We start from the raw sequence: 14526 nt of genomic DNA, 5'->3' as shown, positions 1-14526 counted from the left end.
CTTTGGTTTGGCCAAAAGAGTCCCCCCATTGGTGTATAATGGAAAAGGGAAAACCCCAAGCAATGCCACTTCAATATAAGGGAGAGTGGATGTATGCAGAAAACGGAAACGTCGCTGCCAAGAAAAAGCCCGGAGAAACTCGGGATATCCCCGCAAAAGGTGATCGGATTCCTCGATGGCTTAAAGGAACGGGGACTTGAAATTCACAGCTTTATGCTTCTCCGGCACGGCCATGTGGCCGCCGAGGGCTGGTGGGCTCCTTATGCGCCGGAGCTTCCGCACATGCTGTTTTCGCTAAGCAAAAGCTTTACTTCGACGGCCATCGGCATGGCGGTTCAGGAGGGCATCCTAACGCTTGACGATCCGGTCGTCTCGTTTTTTCCGGAAGATTTGCCTGCCGAAGTATCGGAACATCTTGCAGCCATGCAAATCCGTCATTTGCTGATGATGGGGACGGGCCACGACGAGGACACGATGGACGCGCTCCATCAGGCGGAGGACGGCAACTGGGCCAAAGCGTTTCTTGCGCTGCCGGTTCCGCATGAACCGGGCACTCATTTCCTGTACAACACGGGCGCGACTTATATGCTTTCCGCGATTCTGCAGAAGGCCTCGGGACAGCGCTTGCTCGATTATTTGCAAAGCCGGCTGTTTGAACCGCTGGGCATTGTAAATCCAACCTGGCAAACCTGTCCGCGCGGCATACATACCGGGGGATTCGGCTTGAACGTAACCACTGAAGATATCGCGAAGTTCGGGCAGTTGTACTTGCAAAAAGGAGTATGGCAAGGAAAAAGGCTCATCGAAGAAGCTTGGATCGAGGAGGCCACAGGCAAGCGGATTTCCAACGGGGACGGCGGAGACAGCGACTGGGCGCAGGGTTACGGATACCAATTCTGGCGCTGCCGCCATGGCGTTTACCGCGGAGACGGGGCTTTCGGGCAATTCTGCATCGTTATGCCGGAGCAGGATGGGGTGATCGCGATCACGGCCGGAACGGGGGACCTTCAAGGCGTGCTCAATTGTGTATGGGATCATCTGCTGGACGCATTTTTGCCGGAACCGGCGGACGGGGACGAATGGTCTTCCGAGCTGAAGGAAAGACTTGCGAAGCTAAGCCTGGACCTTCCCCGGTTCGAACCCCGTTCGGAGCTGGAGGCTCAAATCGGGGGCAAAAGCTACGACCTGGAGGAAAATCGGTATTCGCTGCAAAGTTTTCGCATCGATTTTACCGAAGAATCAGCTTGCCTGACGTTCAAAAAAGAAGAGGGTGACGAACTCATCACGTTAGGACGCCAGCGCTGGGTCACGGAGCTATCGCCGGTGTTTGAGGGAAGGGACACTCTTACGTCATCCAGTTTTACGTGGAAATCGCCGGATACGCTTTTGTTGACGATCCGCGGCATCGAAACGCCTTTTGCCATCACGATGGAGGTAAAGTTCGAAGAAGAGTCCATTGTGATCGACCACAGGTTTAATGTGTTCGGACAAGATGACGTCAGCCCGATCAAAGGAAGAGCTGCTGAATAAAATGGAAAAGTCCGCCCGTGGGCCCTATTGGCTTGACTCCGGTCAATAATCGGCATGGGCGCGATGACCTCATATGGTATGAAGATCATTTCTGCTTCTTAAAAAAAGCACGCGGACCGTTTAGGTCGGCGTGCTTTTGTCATCCCGGAATTTTTCTCTCGTATCGTAAGCTTTTCGGGCTTGTTCGATTTGAGGATAATACTCGTTCAACCAATGGTTTAGATGGCGCATGTAGGGGATCAAGCTCTCTCCCAGTGGAGTCAGAGTGTATTCCACGATGGGCGGAACCTCCGGAAAGACACTGCGCTCAATAAGTCCGTCCCGTTCCAGCTGGCGGAGCGTCTGGGTCAGCATTTTTTGGGAAATGTCCGCGATGCTTCGCTGAAGCTGACCATAACGTTTGGTGCCTTTCTCCAAAACAAAAATGATGAGGACCGCCCATTTATTCGAAACGATTTCCAGTACGCGCCGAGCCGTGCATGAAGTTACCGAAAATGCGGGTTCCGCTGCTTTGATCTTTTCCATCATTCACCTCCTGACGCACCTTCGGGTTCGTGACGAACTAAAAAGTGCCTTCTTTTCACATTGTACTGACTGTATTAATCTATGTCTACCAACCCGGAAATTCCCCGCAAAAATTGTCAGAGAAACGGGTGGATCCGCTATGAACTTCAAGGAGGTTTTCTTATGAATAAAAATCATCAACCCATTCGTGTCGGAGTCATCGGTGCCGGTTTGAACGGCGCATGGGGAGGAATAGCGCATATTCCGGCACTACAAGCGCTGCCCGAGTTTAAAGTAACGGCCGTCGGTGCGTCTCGGCAGTCCAGCGCGGAAGCGAGCGCCGATCATTTTGGCGTACAACATGCCTTTTCCGATCCGTTTGAGCTTGCTCTGCATCCGGAGGTCGATTTGGTTACCGTATCCGTCCGGGTTCCCGAACATGACCGTCTGATTCGAGCGGCGCTTCAAGCCGGCAAACATGTGTACAGCGAGTTCCCGCTCGGCCGCACGACCGCGGAATCGGCAAAATTGTTGCAGGCGGCCGAGGAACAAGGAGTGCGCCATTTCGTCGGGCTGCAGTCACGAGCCAATCCCGTCATTCGTTATGTCCGGGAGCTTCTGGCAGACCGTTACGTCGGGGACGTATTTGCCGTTCATGTCAATTACGCCGTGCCGACTTATCCGATCCGTTCCAAACAGATCGATCTAGGTCACGCTTATTTGCTGGACGATGCGAACGGCGCCAACCAACTGACGATCACCGGCGGGCATCTCCTGGACGGGATCATGCATCTCTTTGGCCCCTTCTCCGAAATTTCGGCCATGTTAAAAACGCAAGCACAGCAGGTGCCTGTAGAAGAGACGGGTGAACTCATCTACGCGTCGGCGCCGGATCATGTCGTGGTCAGCGGTATGCTGCCAGGGCAGGCCGTATTCAACACCCAAATTCGCAACGCGCATGCCGGGAGCTTCTTGATCGAGGTCAATGGCACGAAAGGGGATTTGCAGATCCGCTCACGGCAAAACTTTATGTTCCAAATCGACGAGTTAACCGTGTTTGGTACGCAGGGCAGCGGGGAGCTGAAGGAGCTGCCGCTGCCCGATTATATCCTCCAGCCTCCTGCCGAGCTGATCGGAACCGCTGCTTACAATGTGGCGGGCATTTACCAGCAAATCCAGCAAGATTTGACGAATGGAACACACGAAACCCCGGATTTCCGAACTGCGCTTGCGATACACGAGGTGTTGGATCAGGTGCGGATGGCAGGGAAGACGGGGGCCGTAATCACAATGCAGAAGTTCGAGACCGCATAAATTTTCGGCGGGAAGTGGAAGAGTGAAGGATGCCGGGGTAACCGGCGAGAGGGAAAGCGCGCTTTGATGGGGCTATCGGGTGGATGGAGGGGCGAATATCGCCCTTTTGTCGCTGGTCTAAAACAACGAAGGTTCGGGTACAAAACGCGTCATATAGGGGTCCTTCTCGGGTGATCGCGTCAGGCCCGAGAAGAATCTTGGACTTTGTAGATTTAATATTTTTCCATACTGTTTCAAAAACGATATTAAATGTTTATTATGTTTCATACATATTCAATAATAAAAGCTTTGTCCAGAGGAGTGACGGCAAAAACGGCAGTACCATAAGCTAACGGTGGGAGGCTGAAGCGATTGAAAAAAATGCGCATGGCGTTTACGTGTTTATTGCTTGTCGTTCTCATGATTAGCGGGTGTTCAAGCGGATCTTCCAACGAAAATGTGAAAACGCTTACTTTGTGGTACTGGAACCGAAGTATCGACGACAACCTGATTCAATCGGTCCAGAAGCAGTTTCCCGGAATCCGCATCAATGCCCAAAAAATCGGCGGCGATTTCAAATCCAAATTGAAAACGACGCTGGCTGCGGGCTCCGGCGGACCGGACATCGTAGCCTTTAACGACTGGGTGACGGAGCTGTTCCCGAGCGCCGACCGTTTCTACGATTTGTACGATCTCGGCGCGGGAGACATCGAGCAGGATTACCTCGACTGGAAATGGAAGCTGGGCGTAACGCCGGAAGGAAAAATGATCGCGCTGCCGATGGATACCGGACCTACCGCCTTGTTTTACCGGGCGGACCTGTTCGAGCAGGCCGGGCTTCCGAGCGATCCGGAAGAGGTCCATAAGCTGATGGGGACCTGGGACGACTATTTCGCCGCAGGCCAAAAGCTGCAGGAAGCGTTAGGCGGCAAGGTCAAGCTCACGGACAACATCGGCAACATATACACCCAAGTGAACGCCCAGTCGGACAAAATCTATTTTGACAAAAACGAAAATTTCATAGGGGAAGATCCTTCTTCTTCCATGAAAAAAGCATGGGACCTCGCCGTCAAGGCCTCCCAAATGGGGCTGCTGGCCAATGCGAGCACGTTTTCCTCCGAGTGGAACGCCGCGGCGAACAACGGGAAAATCGCGTCCTTCGTCGGCGCGGTCTGGTGCAAGGAAATTCTGATGCAGGCGGCGCCCGACACTTCAGGGAAGTGGCGCGTTGCAAGGGCGCCGGGCGGGGACGGCAACAACGGCGGATCGTTCCTGGCCATCATGAAAACAAGCAAACATCCGCAGGAAGCGTTCGATGTCATCCAATGGCTGCAAAATCCGGAGAACCAGGTAACCAGCTTTAAAGAAATCAATCTGTTCCCATCCGCCAAAAAGGCGCTTGATTCCGACGTCATGAAGCAAAAAGAAGCGTTTTTCGGCGGCCAGGTCACGGGCGAAATCTTTTCGGAGTCTGCCCGCAACGTAAAACCGGCCTATTACGGCACGAAATATGCCAATTTAAACGGCATCGTCGGCCGGGAGCTGTCATCGGTCGCTATTCAAGGCAAAAATCCGGAGAAGGCTTGGGAAGACGCGCTCTCCAGGGTCAAAAAGGAGCTGCTGCGGTAAAACGGTTAGACCATCATCGACAATGGAGGTTGAGTCTTATGGGAGCACCCTTACAGAAGCGAACTCATTTCGATCCGGGCAGTTCCGCGCCGCCGGCGGGGCGAAAGGCGGGATTGGCGTCCGAAATCTGGAAGCACCGGAAAGAGTACCTTGCGATATCTCCGTTTTATATTTTGTTTGCCGTTTTCGGCCTGTTCCCGATCCTGTTTTCGATGTATCTTTCCTTCCAGAAATGGGACGGCATCGGCGAAATGACCTTTAACGGCCTGAACAACTATCAGTTCATGGTCACCGATCCGGAATTTTGGAAAGCGGTCGGCAACACGCTGCTGATCGGGATCTATTCCACGATTCCGATGCTGTTTTTCGCGCTGATCGTCGCTTTCTTGCTGAACGCGTCCTTCGTCAGATTCCGGACCTTCTTCCGGATCGGCTATTTCCTGCCGAACGTCACCTCGCTTGTCGCCGTAGCGATTGTATTCAGCACGCTGTTTTCCAACAACTACGGCTTGCTGAACTACTTGCTTTCGCTGCTTGGCATTTCGCCCGTCGAATGGCTGAACAAAACATGGGGCATCCAGCTGGCCGTCTCCGTCATGGTCATCTGGCGCTGGGTCGGCTACAACGCGATCATTTACCTTGCCGGCCTGCAAAGCATTCCGACCGTATTGTACGAAGCGGCCAAAATCGACGGCGCCACGGGCGTCCAGGCTTTTTTCCGCATCACGATCCCGAATTTGCGGCCGATCATTTTGTTTACGGTCATCACGTCGACGATCGGCGGCATGCAGATTTTCACCGAATCCCAGGTGCTGGTCGGCAATGACGGCGGCGTCAGCGGAGGCGGCTTGACCATCGTCCTGTATCTGTACCGCGAAGCTTTCGTGAACAACTATTTTGGTTACGGCTCGGCCGTCGGCTGGGGCATGTTCATCCTGATCGCTTTGTTTTCGATCTTCAATTGGCGGGTCGTTCAGGGCGGCGGCGCCAAAGACGAATAAACGGGGGTGCATCGAATGGCTATCCGAAAATCGATCCTGCTTTATTTCGGTCTGATCGTTGGACTGATCCTATCCGTCTTTCCATTTTATTGGCTGGTGGTCATGGCTACGCGCACGACCGCGGAGATTTACAGCTTCCCGCCCAAGTTCTGGTTCGGGACCCACCTGATCGACAACATTTCCCGGGTGCTGCAAAACATCGATTTTTTCGGGGCGTTCCTGAATACGTTGTTTGTGGCTTCCTGCAGCACCGTGCTCGTGTTGTTCTTCGATTCGCTGGCAGGCTACACGTTTGCGAAATTCAAGTTTCCGGGCAAAAAATGGCTGTTCGTTCTGCTCCTGGCGACGATGATGGCCCCGGCGCAGCTTTCGCTCGTGCCGTCCTTCGTCATCATGGCCAAATTCGGCTGGGTCGGCACCTTCAAGGCGCTGATTATTCCGGGCATGGCGAACGCGTTCGGCATTTTCTGGATTCGGCAGTATGCCGAGGAATCCGTGCCCTCCGAGCTCTTGGACGCGGGGCGGATCGACGGCTGCGGCTTTTTCCGGCTGTATTGGAACGTGGCGCTGCCGATTTTGCGGCCGGCCTTGTCCTTTTTGGGGGCGTTTACGTTCATCGGCGCGTGGAACGATTACCTGTGGCCGCTCATCATTTTGAACGACGAAAGCAAATTTACGCTGCAGGTGGCCTTATCTTCGCTTAACGGCATTTACACCACGGACTATTCGATGGTCATTGCCGGGACGCTGCTCGCGGTCGTGCCGCTCATCATCTTGTTCCTGTTCGTCAGCAAGCAGTTCATTTCGGACATCGCCGCGGGCGCGGTCAAGAGCTGAAGGTTGGATCGAGTTTGGGCCGCATTTGCGGGCGGCCGTTCCAAATGCAGACTGAGCCGACAGGTTCTCCATTTATATGCAAAGCCGTCCCGGCGACAGCCTGGGCGGCTTGTTCTTTTGATTGCAGCATGTTACATGGGGCTGGAACTCATGCTCAGGCGTGTAAAGTTGACTAAACTTATTTGCTGCCTATCTCCTTAACAAGGCTGATGTTATGATGAGCACATCACGGGTGCGCGCAACCGGTTTTGCCATTTTTTAATCAAAAGGAGATATAACATGAGCAAAGACCATATCATTAAGTCGATGCTGTCCGGCCAGGTCAGCATGACGCCGAACGGATTTCTCGCAGATCACTTAAGCCCCGCTCAATTTGCCGATTGTTACGAGCTTTTTTTTGACAAGATCTTGGAAATTAGCGCATCGGATATCACCGGCGTACAGGGCTACGGCGAGTTCAACGAGGATTGCAAGACGGAGTATGCTACCTGCAGGGAATTTCTGATCGACACTTTTGCGGAAGAGAAAGAAGGATATTGGTTCCACTGGAAGGAACTCTACGATACGACGATGCTGGACCGCGGCTTTGTCGAAACGTATTTAAAGGAAATGGAAGCCAGAATCGATTATTGCGAGGGCAGGCGGTATTTGGTCAATAATAATACGTTTTTCGAAATTATGATTACGGATGGAAAAACAACGGTCGGTTTCCCGGATTGGAGCCGTTCCGGCATCTGCGACTTCCTGTTGGATTTTGCCATTATGGACTTAAACAAGCCTTATTTGCGCATTCCTGAATTGCTGTTCGAGTATTGCGGCAAAAGGGGCATCGTCATTCCGGATTTTAAAGAAAGATTTTTATGCATGGCCTATTATAAAGGGATCAATACCTTGCGTTGGCATGCGTCGATCGATGACACGGAATCATGCACGTCCATCATGGAATCGATCCGTCAGCTGAAGGACCGAATTTACGCCTTATAAAGGATGATCGTCATGAAATATGAAAACGCCGGCGAAGTCATACCCGAGAAGTTATTGAAAGAAATCCAAAAATACGCGGCCGGTAAACTGTTATACATTCCGATCGGAAAGGAAAAGAAGGGTTGGGGCGAAACGTCCGGCTACCGGGACCGATTGCAGAAGCGGAATAGAATGATTCGCAATAAATATGCCGGGGGAATGACCGTTTCGGAGCTTGCGGACGAATATTTTTTATCCCTGGATTCGATCAAAAAAATCATTTATTCGAAGAAAAACGACGGACATATGACGTATGCTCCAACCGTACGATCGGCCGTAGCATATGCCAATATCGGAATGCTCGAAGAATGGATCCAGTGTTTTTTGCAACTGACTCTAAAATCCGGTCCCGGATTCTATGATTTCATGGAAGAAAAGCATGTCTATTTTGGCGTCGTAAAGTTTCCCTTGCGTCTCATCCAGGTAGATGGGGAACAAGCAACTGGAGCGGATGAAGAGAATGAACCGGATGATCACGCGGCGGACCTTCCGCCTCTCCTGATTCAATATGAAGAAGGCCGATTTTATTGCATCGAGCAAAAAGAAATGTTAGCCGCATTAAAACGCCGCAAAGTAAATGCATTCCCGACCATCATCGTGTTAAAGGAAACGGCGGATTATCAAAGGTTTAAGAAGCATTATGGAAACGTGTTGTTTTTTATCGATCATGCATGATTTGGCGATATATTCAAAAAAAAGGGCCGTCCAGCAATGGACGGCACCTCTGTTTACAGGGCATATCAAAAATACGTTTATTTCTTCTGAACGGTAATCGTCCAGGACGCATCATCGATTTGTTCGAAGTTCGTGACGGAGTGGCCGGCTTCGGCAGCCCAGCGCGGAATGGCTTCCGTCGCTTGGGTGCAGTCAAAATCGATCACCAGCTCATCGCCGCTGTCCAGCGCTTCGATGGCCTGCTTGGCTTCAATTAACGGGAACGGGCATACCATTCCAAGGACTTCCAGCTTTTGTTGTTTCATGATCTGATCCTCCCTTATGTCGTTGATGTGCGCAGCGCCGCACTCGGATTCGCTTTGGTTTTGGCACGCGGACGGACATAGACGAAGTATGACGCTGTCCAGGTACCCAGAATCATAAAGGCAAGGGAAACCCAGCCCTGCCAGGTCATCATCGCCGTCATCACCAGCCCGTTGCCGATCGAGCAGCCGCCGGCCCAGCTGGCGCCAAAGCCCATGAGAATGCCGCCGATGAAGCTGGAGACTGCCGTTTTGGCGTCCGGAGCTCTGAAACGGAATTCGCGGCTGCCTTTCGCTGCGATAAAAGATCCCACGAAAATGCCGAGCACGAGAAACATGCCCCAGTTCACGAATTTATCGCTGTCCCCCGTAACGAGATACTGCAAAAGATTCGCGGAAGGCGTGGTAATGCCCAGTCCGGACATCCGGCCCGTCGCTTCGCTGAGCGGCCAAGCCAGAAGCGCGATCAATCCGACCAAGACGGCCGTGAAAAACGGATGCCACCGCTTTTCGAACAACAGGTGGTTCAGACCGGAACGTTTTGCTTTCATGGCCGGAATGGCCACCTTCGGTTTGCGCAGCTGGCGGATGGCCAAAAATGCCGTAAGGACTACAAGAATAGCAATGAATGGCCATACGGAAAGCCCGAACGTTTCCGGAATCGAATTGACCGGCGCGTCCAATTTCTTGATTCCGTTGTTAACCGGGGCCAGCGCACCAGTCTTCATGGTCGCACTCATGGCCATATATCCAAAAAGGGCGATCCAGCTGCCGATCAGACCTTCGCCGGCGCGGTACCATGTTCCTGTCGCACAGCCGCCGGCAAGGATAATGCCGATCCCGAATATAAAAGAGCCGAGGATCGTGGCAACCCATGGAAATGCGCCTGCGCTGAATTCGATCAGCCCCGCCTGAATGAGGGCAAAGACGCCGATGCTTTGAATCGAAATGGCGATCAGCAGGGCGTAGAACATGCGGTTATCTTTGGTTAAGTACATGTCCCGGAAACCGCCCGTCAGGCAGAAGCGGCCGCGCTGCATTACAAATCCCAGCAAGGCTCCGCATAACAAGCCCGTTAACATCATATGAGATCCCCTCCTAATAAAAAAATCATGCTGTTTTTTTGTGTAAATACAAGTAAGACGCTTTGAATTATCGGCATTACCGATTTTAGCAGATCAAGAAGAGATGTCAATGCCAAAATCTGGGGTTGATGTTCCGCCGAAAACATAGAAGTTTAAATACAAACGCAGCAAAATAGTTTAGAATAGGGTGAAATAATATTTCATTGCCCAGTTTGTTCCGTGATATTTTTTATTAGGAGGTCATCCAGGTGAAACGTGTCTGGCAAACGTATCGCACGGTGCTGTTCTGTCGTTTTTTTGCCAACTATTTCGCGCTGATTCTCATTCCGGTCATCGTAGCCAGCGTATTGACCCATTTCTTCGTCGTCCGGTTGATCGAGCGTGATGCGGAGACATTGAACAATACCGTCATGCGGCATTTTTCGGAGCAAATCGACGACACCTTCGCCGCGCTCGAAAGCGATATGGTGAACATGCTGTCGACGGCAAGCTTCAAAAGCGTTCCGCGAACGTCCGGCAATCCCGCCGAACTGACGCAGCGTTATGAATCGATCCACACGCTCATGCAGCAAATGATTACACTGGATTCGGAACCTCTGGTGTATCAATCGTTCCTGTATTTTGCGGACGAAGACCTTGTCATTGACGGCAAAACGTACAATGGCAAAGACGAGTATTTCCGGGAAAGGTATCCGGTAAAAGAAGCGGATATGCCTTCCTACTTCGGCAATTTTACCGGCAAAAAGCCGATGGTTTTTACCAAACCGCATACCGTATATGAACGGCCGCCGTACACGCGGGACATCGTTCAGGCCCATAAGAACATCGCCGTGTTGATGAGCTATCCGTTCAACAGCGGCCGTCCCGACGTCTACTTGGTCGTGAATTTGGATCTGGATAAGCTTCGTGAACGATTGGGCATGCCCGAGAAGTGGGTGATGGATACGGCGCTCGTCAACTCGGAAGGTTCCGCCCTGATCGCAAGCGGCTTCTCCGAGCTGCAGCGCGATGCGTTTGCGGCGATGATCGGCACGATGCCGGAGCAGGAATTATTTTTGAACGATGGACAGAAAGCGCTTTCATATGTAAAATCCCGGTTCAATGACGGGTGGTATTACGTAAGCATGATCGACCTGCCAACCTTATTGAAGCCGGCCCGCACGATCCGCATGATGACGCTTGCGCTGCTCGGCATGTTTATCGTCGTCGGCGGCCTGGTCTCGTATGTGTTGAGCCGGAGGCTGTACAACCCGATCCGCGAAATCAAAACGGGGCTTGAATCGCAGCAGCTGGACGATGCACCCGATTTGCACGGCGGCAACGAGTTCGACATGATCAAACGGTTTTCCCGTTTGCTGATCTCGAAGAACAAGGAGCTGGCACAGACGGTAAACGGCATGTACCCGATCGTCCAAGAGCAATTTATCGTCAGGGTATTGTTCGGCGAATACCGCGACAGCTTGTCGGTCGGATATTACGCGAAAGAAATATCCTTCCATTGCAATCCGGTTGCGACGGCCACCGTGCTTTGCATTGAAATCCAATTCTACGCGTCGTTTGCGGACCAATTGTCCGAGACGTCCAAATCGTTCATGCTGGCCGAACTGAAGGAGAACATCCGTAAACTGTCCCCCGCCATGATCTGGGTTTGCCAGACGCGTTCCGATCAACTGGCGTGCGTGCTGCACCATGACGAGAACGGGCTTGACGACCCCGTGGAAACGGCTGATGCCATCAAGCAGCTTCTGCAGCAGCCGTATTACAAAGCTTCCATCGGCATCGGGAAAACGGTCCATTCCATGGCCGCCCTCCATCAGTCTTACAAACATGCCCATTCGATGCTCAAGTATAAGAGTCTGCATTCCGGCGCCGAAATTTGCAGCGAGCAAAAGGCGTGGAAGGGACGATTGCCAGGCGACAGCTTCTTGTCTGCGCTCGAAGTGAACCGCATCCTCAATATGTATAAAGCCGGCGACAGCAAAAGCCTGCTCCAATCGGCGTTCGACCTGCTGGACGACGGAATGAGAAGCCATGCCAACGCCCGACAGGTCAAAAACTTGGCCGTCGATGTGCTGAATACGTGGACCCGCGCCGTCGAGAGCGAGCGGAACGATTTTGACATTTCGGTCTATTCCGAGTTTTTTGCCGCCATCAACCGCTGCGTGACCTGGGATGAGCTGAAGCAGACGTTCCGGGACATCCATGGCGTGCTGTTCCGGACGATCGAACCGTCGGATCGCAAACGGCAGTTTGCCGACATTTTGGCCTATATTCAAGACCATTATAACGAAGAGCTCTCCATAGAATATTTCGCGGAGCAAATGAACATGTCCGCCGGCCATTTCAGCCGCATGTTCAAGGAAGAGGTCGGCGAAAAGTACGTGGAATACATCGCCAAATACCGGATATCGAAAGCGAAGCAATTTTTGCTCGAAACGGATTTGAAAATCGACGAGATCGCGGAACGGATCGGCTATTGGGGAAGGAATTCGTTCATCCGCAATTTTCGAAGATACGAAGGCATTACCCCGGCTAAATACCGTACCATGCATCAATCTTGAGAGGGTTCTTTTTTTTGGGAAGACTCATTTTTTTCGTCGGCCGGTCACGGAAATTCAACCGTACCGCGGGATGCAAAAACGGAGACATCCGTAAAAACACGGCGCTTTACCCGCGGCATGCCCAAGACGTATAGTCAGGGCAAACATTCAGCAAAACGTTGGTGTGCAAACACCTACCAAAGGGGGTGAAAGCGTTGTCATTGGATCGAAGCGATGCGGCGAGCGTCCGAGCGCCTGCCCGCGGGCATCGGAGGAAGAGGGCTTCTCTCGGAATGATGCTGAAGAAGCACAAAACATTGTATTTATTGATGCTGCCCGGCATCCTGTATTACATCCTTTTCAAATACGTGCCGATGTACGGGCTGATCATCGCGTTTCAGAATTTTTCGATCGGCCGCGGCATCTTGGGCAGCAAGTTTGTCGGCCTCCAGCATTTTACCGATTTTTTCGTGAACACGCCGGATGCCTGGAAGCTGATCCGAAACACGGTCATGCTGAATGTGTACGACCTGCTGTTTCGTTTTCCGGCGCCGATCATCCTGGCCTTGCTGTTTCACGAAATTCGAAGCCGCACGTTTAAAAGGTTCGTGCAGAGCGTCAGCTACTTGCCGCATTTTTTATCGACCGTCGTGATCGCCGGCATTATGGTCACCTTTTTGTCGCAGCAGACCGGCATCGTCAATCATTTGCTCAGCTGGCTCGGATTCGAACGAATCCTGTTCCTCGGTCAGCCGGAATGGTTCCGCACGATCTACGTGGGTTCGGAAATATGGCAGACGGTCGGCTGGGGCACGATTCTGTACCTGGCGGCGATCGCAGGCGTCGATCCGACCTTGTACGAGGCTGCCAAAATCGACGGGGCCAACCGGTTTCAACAAATGCGCCATGTGACGTTGGTCGGCATGATTCCGGTGATGATCATTCTGTTCGTCCTGACGCTCGGCCATTTCATGGAAATCGGCTTTCAAAAAATCATCCTGTTGTACAATCCGATGACTTACGAAACCGCGGACGTCCTGAATACGTTCATTTATCGGCGCGGCATCCTATCCGCCGACTTCAGCTTCGCTACGGCGGTCGGATTGTTCCAATCGGTGATCGGATTCGTGCTGGTTGTGGCCGCGAACCGGGTCGTCAAGAAATTTTCGGACACAAGTCTCTGGTGAAGGGGGCCGGGAAATGAAAATCAAAGAAAGCTTCGGCTCGCGGCTGTTTGACGCCGTCAATATCTTCCTTATGATCGTCCTCGTTATTGTCATGGTGTATCCGCTCGTCTATGTATTCTCAGCTTCCATCAGCGACAACGCCATGGTGATGAGCGGGCGGGTTGTCCTCTGGCCGAAGGCGGTCACCCTGGCCGCCTACGAACGGCTCGTCGGCAATCCGGACCTGTGGATCAGCTATTGGAACACGATTCGTTATACCGCCGTTCAAACCTTCTTGTCGCTTGCCGTCACATCCGCCATGGCTTACCCGCTGGCCAAAAGATGGCTCCCCGGCCGACGGCTGATCCTGCTTTTGGCCGCCTTTACGCTCATGTTCGGAGGAGGGATGATCCCGACCTTCCTGGTCGTGCAGAAACTCGGGCTGCTCGATACGATGTGGGCGATCGTCCTGCCGACGCTAGTGAGCACCTGGTATTTGTTTATTATGCGCACCTTTTTCGAGGCATTGCCGGAAGAGCTTGAGGATGCCGCCACGATGGACGGCTGCGGCACGATGCAGGTATTCCTGCGGATCGTCCTGCCGCTTTCTCTGCCGGTGCTGGTCTCCATCGGCTTGTTTACCGCCGTCAATCAATGGAACTCGTTTTTCGATGCGCTGCTCTATTTGAACGATCGGAGCATGTACCCTTTGCAGATCATGCTGCGCAACATTATTATCGCCGGCTCCAACGTCCAGGGCGAAGGCAACACGGACTACATAGAAACGCTAAAATACGCCATGATCATGATCGCAACGGTGCCGATTTTATGCGTATATCCGTTCGTCCAAAAATATTTCGTGCAGGGCGCCATGATCGGCGGAATCAAAGGGTAGCCATGGATACCGCCGGAAACTATTCCTATATCCGAAGTCAATATAA

General features: G+C 52.5%; 13 protein-coding genes. 10 read left to right on the top strand and 3 right to left on the bottom strand.

Annotation, left to right across the window (positions count from 1 at the left end):
• The first annotated feature begins 93 nt into the window (after positions 1–93).
• Positions 94–1530 carry a serine hydrolase gene (locus tag MKY58_RS15060; RefSeq protein WP_339320997.1) on the top strand — a complete coding sequence of 479 codons (1437 nt, stop codon included), beginning with the start codon at positions 94–96 and terminating at the stop codon, positions 1528–1530.
• A 120-nt stretch (positions 1531–1650) separates the two neighbouring features.
• On the opposite strand, the gene MKY58_RS15055 is transcribed toward MKY58_RS15060, so the two are convergent.
• On the bottom strand, positions 1651–2055 hold the full coding sequence (locus MKY58_RS15055) for a helix-turn-helix domain-containing protein (RefSeq protein WP_339320996.1): 405 nt from the start codon (positions 2053–2055) through the stop codon (positions 1651–1653).
• A gap of 162 nt (positions 2056–2217) precedes the next feature.
• Between MKY58_RS15055 and MKY58_RS15050 the strand changes: the two genes are divergently transcribed.
• The 6 genes from MKY58_RS15050 to MKY58_RS15025 all read left to right on the top strand — a co-directional run bounded on the left by MKY58_RS15050 (position 2218) and on the right by MKY58_RS15025 (position 8492).
• Positions 2218–3348: a Gfo/Idh/MocA family oxidoreductase gene (locus MKY58_RS15050; protein WP_339320995.1), complete on the top strand. Its 1131-nt coding sequence runs from the start codon at positions 2218–2220 to the stop codon at positions 3346–3348.
• Between the two features lie 360 nt (positions 3349–3708).
• Positions 3709–4956, top strand: coding sequence for an ABC transporter substrate-binding protein (locus MKY58_RS15045; protein ID WP_339325164.1), 1248 nt, complete (start codon positions 3709–3711; stop codon positions 4954–4956).
• Positions 4957–5069: 113 nt separating this feature from the next.
• The gene (locus MKY58_RS15040; RefSeq protein ID WP_339325163.1) at positions 5070–5957 is read left to right on the top strand and encodes a sugar ABC transporter permease; all 888 of its coding nucleotides are present in this window, start codon (positions 5070–5072) and stop codon (positions 5955–5957) included.
• A gap of 15 nt (positions 5958–5972) precedes the next feature.
• A complete protein-coding gene (locus MKY58_RS15035; protein WP_339320994.1) occupies positions 5973–6794 on the top strand; it encodes a carbohydrate ABC transporter permease in 822 nt (273 codons plus the stop codon).
• 279 nt (positions 6795–7073) lie between these two features.
• The gene (locus tag MKY58_RS15030) at positions 7074–7778 is read left to right on the top strand and encodes a hypothetical protein (protein WP_339320993.1); all 705 of its coding nucleotides are present in this window, start codon (positions 7074–7076) and stop codon (positions 7776–7778) included.
• Between the two features lie 12 nt (positions 7779–7790).
• The gene (locus tag MKY58_RS15025) at positions 7791–8492 is read left to right on the top strand and encodes a CD3324 family protein (RefSeq protein ID WP_339320992.1); all 702 of its coding nucleotides are present in this window, start codon (positions 7791–7793) and stop codon (positions 8490–8492) included.
• A 77-nt stretch (positions 8493–8569) separates the two neighbouring features.
• Here MKY58_RS15025 and MKY58_RS15020 read toward each other — a convergent pair whose 3' ends face one another.
• Complete coding sequence (locus MKY58_RS15020) at positions 8570–8797, bottom strand: sulfurtransferase TusA family protein (RefSeq protein ID WP_036714716.1); 228 nt, start codon at positions 8795–8797, stop codon at positions 8570–8572.
• 14 nt (positions 8798–8811) lie between these two features.
• Complete coding sequence (locus MKY58_RS15015) at positions 8812–9879, bottom strand: YeeE/YedE family protein (RefSeq protein ID WP_339320991.1); 1068 nt, start codon at positions 9877–9879, stop codon at positions 8812–8814.
• A 248-nt stretch (positions 9880–10127) separates the two neighbouring features.
• Between MKY58_RS15015 and MKY58_RS15010 the strand changes: the two genes are divergently transcribed.
• The 3 genes from MKY58_RS15010 to MKY58_RS15000 all read left to right on the top strand — a co-directional run bounded on the left by MKY58_RS15010 (position 10128) and on the right by MKY58_RS15000 (position 14480).
• Entirely contained in the window at positions 10128–12440 is a 2313-nt protein-coding gene (locus MKY58_RS15010; protein WP_339320990.1) for a helix-turn-helix domain-containing protein, read from the top strand.
• Between the two features lie 308 nt (positions 12441–12748).
• Positions 12749–13606, top strand: coding sequence for an ABC transporter permease subunit (locus MKY58_RS15005; protein WP_339325162.1), 858 nt, complete (start codon positions 12749–12751; stop codon positions 13604–13606).
• 13 nt (positions 13607–13619) lie between these two features.
• On the top strand, positions 13620–14480 hold the full coding sequence (locus MKY58_RS15000; RefSeq protein ID WP_339320989.1) for a carbohydrate ABC transporter permease: 861 nt from the start codon (positions 13620–13622) through the stop codon (positions 14478–14480).
• Positions 14481–14526: the final 46 nt, after the last annotated feature.

This window comes from Paenibacillus sp. FSL W8-0194, from assembly GCF_037969745.1.
Taxonomy (GTDB): Bacteria; Bacillota; Bacilli; order Paenibacillales; family Paenibacillaceae; genus Paenibacillus_AQ; species Paenibacillus_AQ cookii.
Note: the sequence above shows the minus strand (reverse complement) of the source record. Positions and strands in the feature narration are given on the sequence as shown.

Excerpts from the sequence above, each read along its gene's own strand:
- MKY58_RS15030 (WP_339320993.1), top strand. The coding sequence starts at position 7,074 with ATGAGCAAAGACCATATCATTAAGTCGATGCTGTCCGGCCAGGTCAGC.
- MKY58_RS15020 (WP_036714716.1), bottom strand. The coding sequence starts at position 8,797 with ATGAAACAACAAAAGCTGGAAGTCCTTGGAATGGTATGCCCGTTCCCG.
- MKY58_RS15045 (WP_339325164.1), top strand. The coding sequence starts at position 3,709 with ATGCGCATGGCGTTTACGTGTTTATTGCTTGTCGTTCTCATGATTAGC.
- MKY58_RS15025 (WP_339320992.1), top strand. The coding sequence starts at position 7,791 with ATGAAATATGAAAACGCCGGCGAAGTCATACCCGAGAAGTTATTGAAA.
- MKY58_RS15050 (WP_339320995.1), top strand. The coding sequence starts at position 2,218 with ATGAATAAAAATCATCAACCCATTCGTGTCGGAGTCATCGGTGCCGGT.
- MKY58_RS15060 (WP_339320997.1), top strand. The coding sequence starts at position 94 with ATGCAGAAAACGGAAACGTCGCTGCCAAGAAAAAGCCCGGAGAAACTC.
- MKY58_RS15015 (WP_339320991.1), bottom strand. The coding sequence starts at position 9,879 with ATGATGTTAACGGGCTTGTTATGCGGAGCCTTGCTGGGATTTGTAATG.
- MKY58_RS15035 (WP_339320994.1), top strand. The coding sequence starts at position 5,973 with ATGGCTATCCGAAAATCGATCCTGCTTTATTTCGGTCTGATCGTTGGA.
- MKY58_RS15005 (WP_339325162.1), top strand. The coding sequence starts at position 12,749 with ATGCTGCCCGGCATCCTGTATTACATCCTTTTCAAATACGTGCCGATG.
- MKY58_RS15000 (WP_339320989.1), top strand. The coding sequence starts at position 13,620 with ATGAAAATCAAAGAAAGCTTCGGCTCGCGGCTGTTTGACGCCGTCAAT.
- MKY58_RS15055 (WP_339320996.1), bottom strand. The coding sequence starts at position 2,055 with ATGGAAAAGATCAAAGCAGCGGAACCCGCATTTTCGGTAACTTCATGC.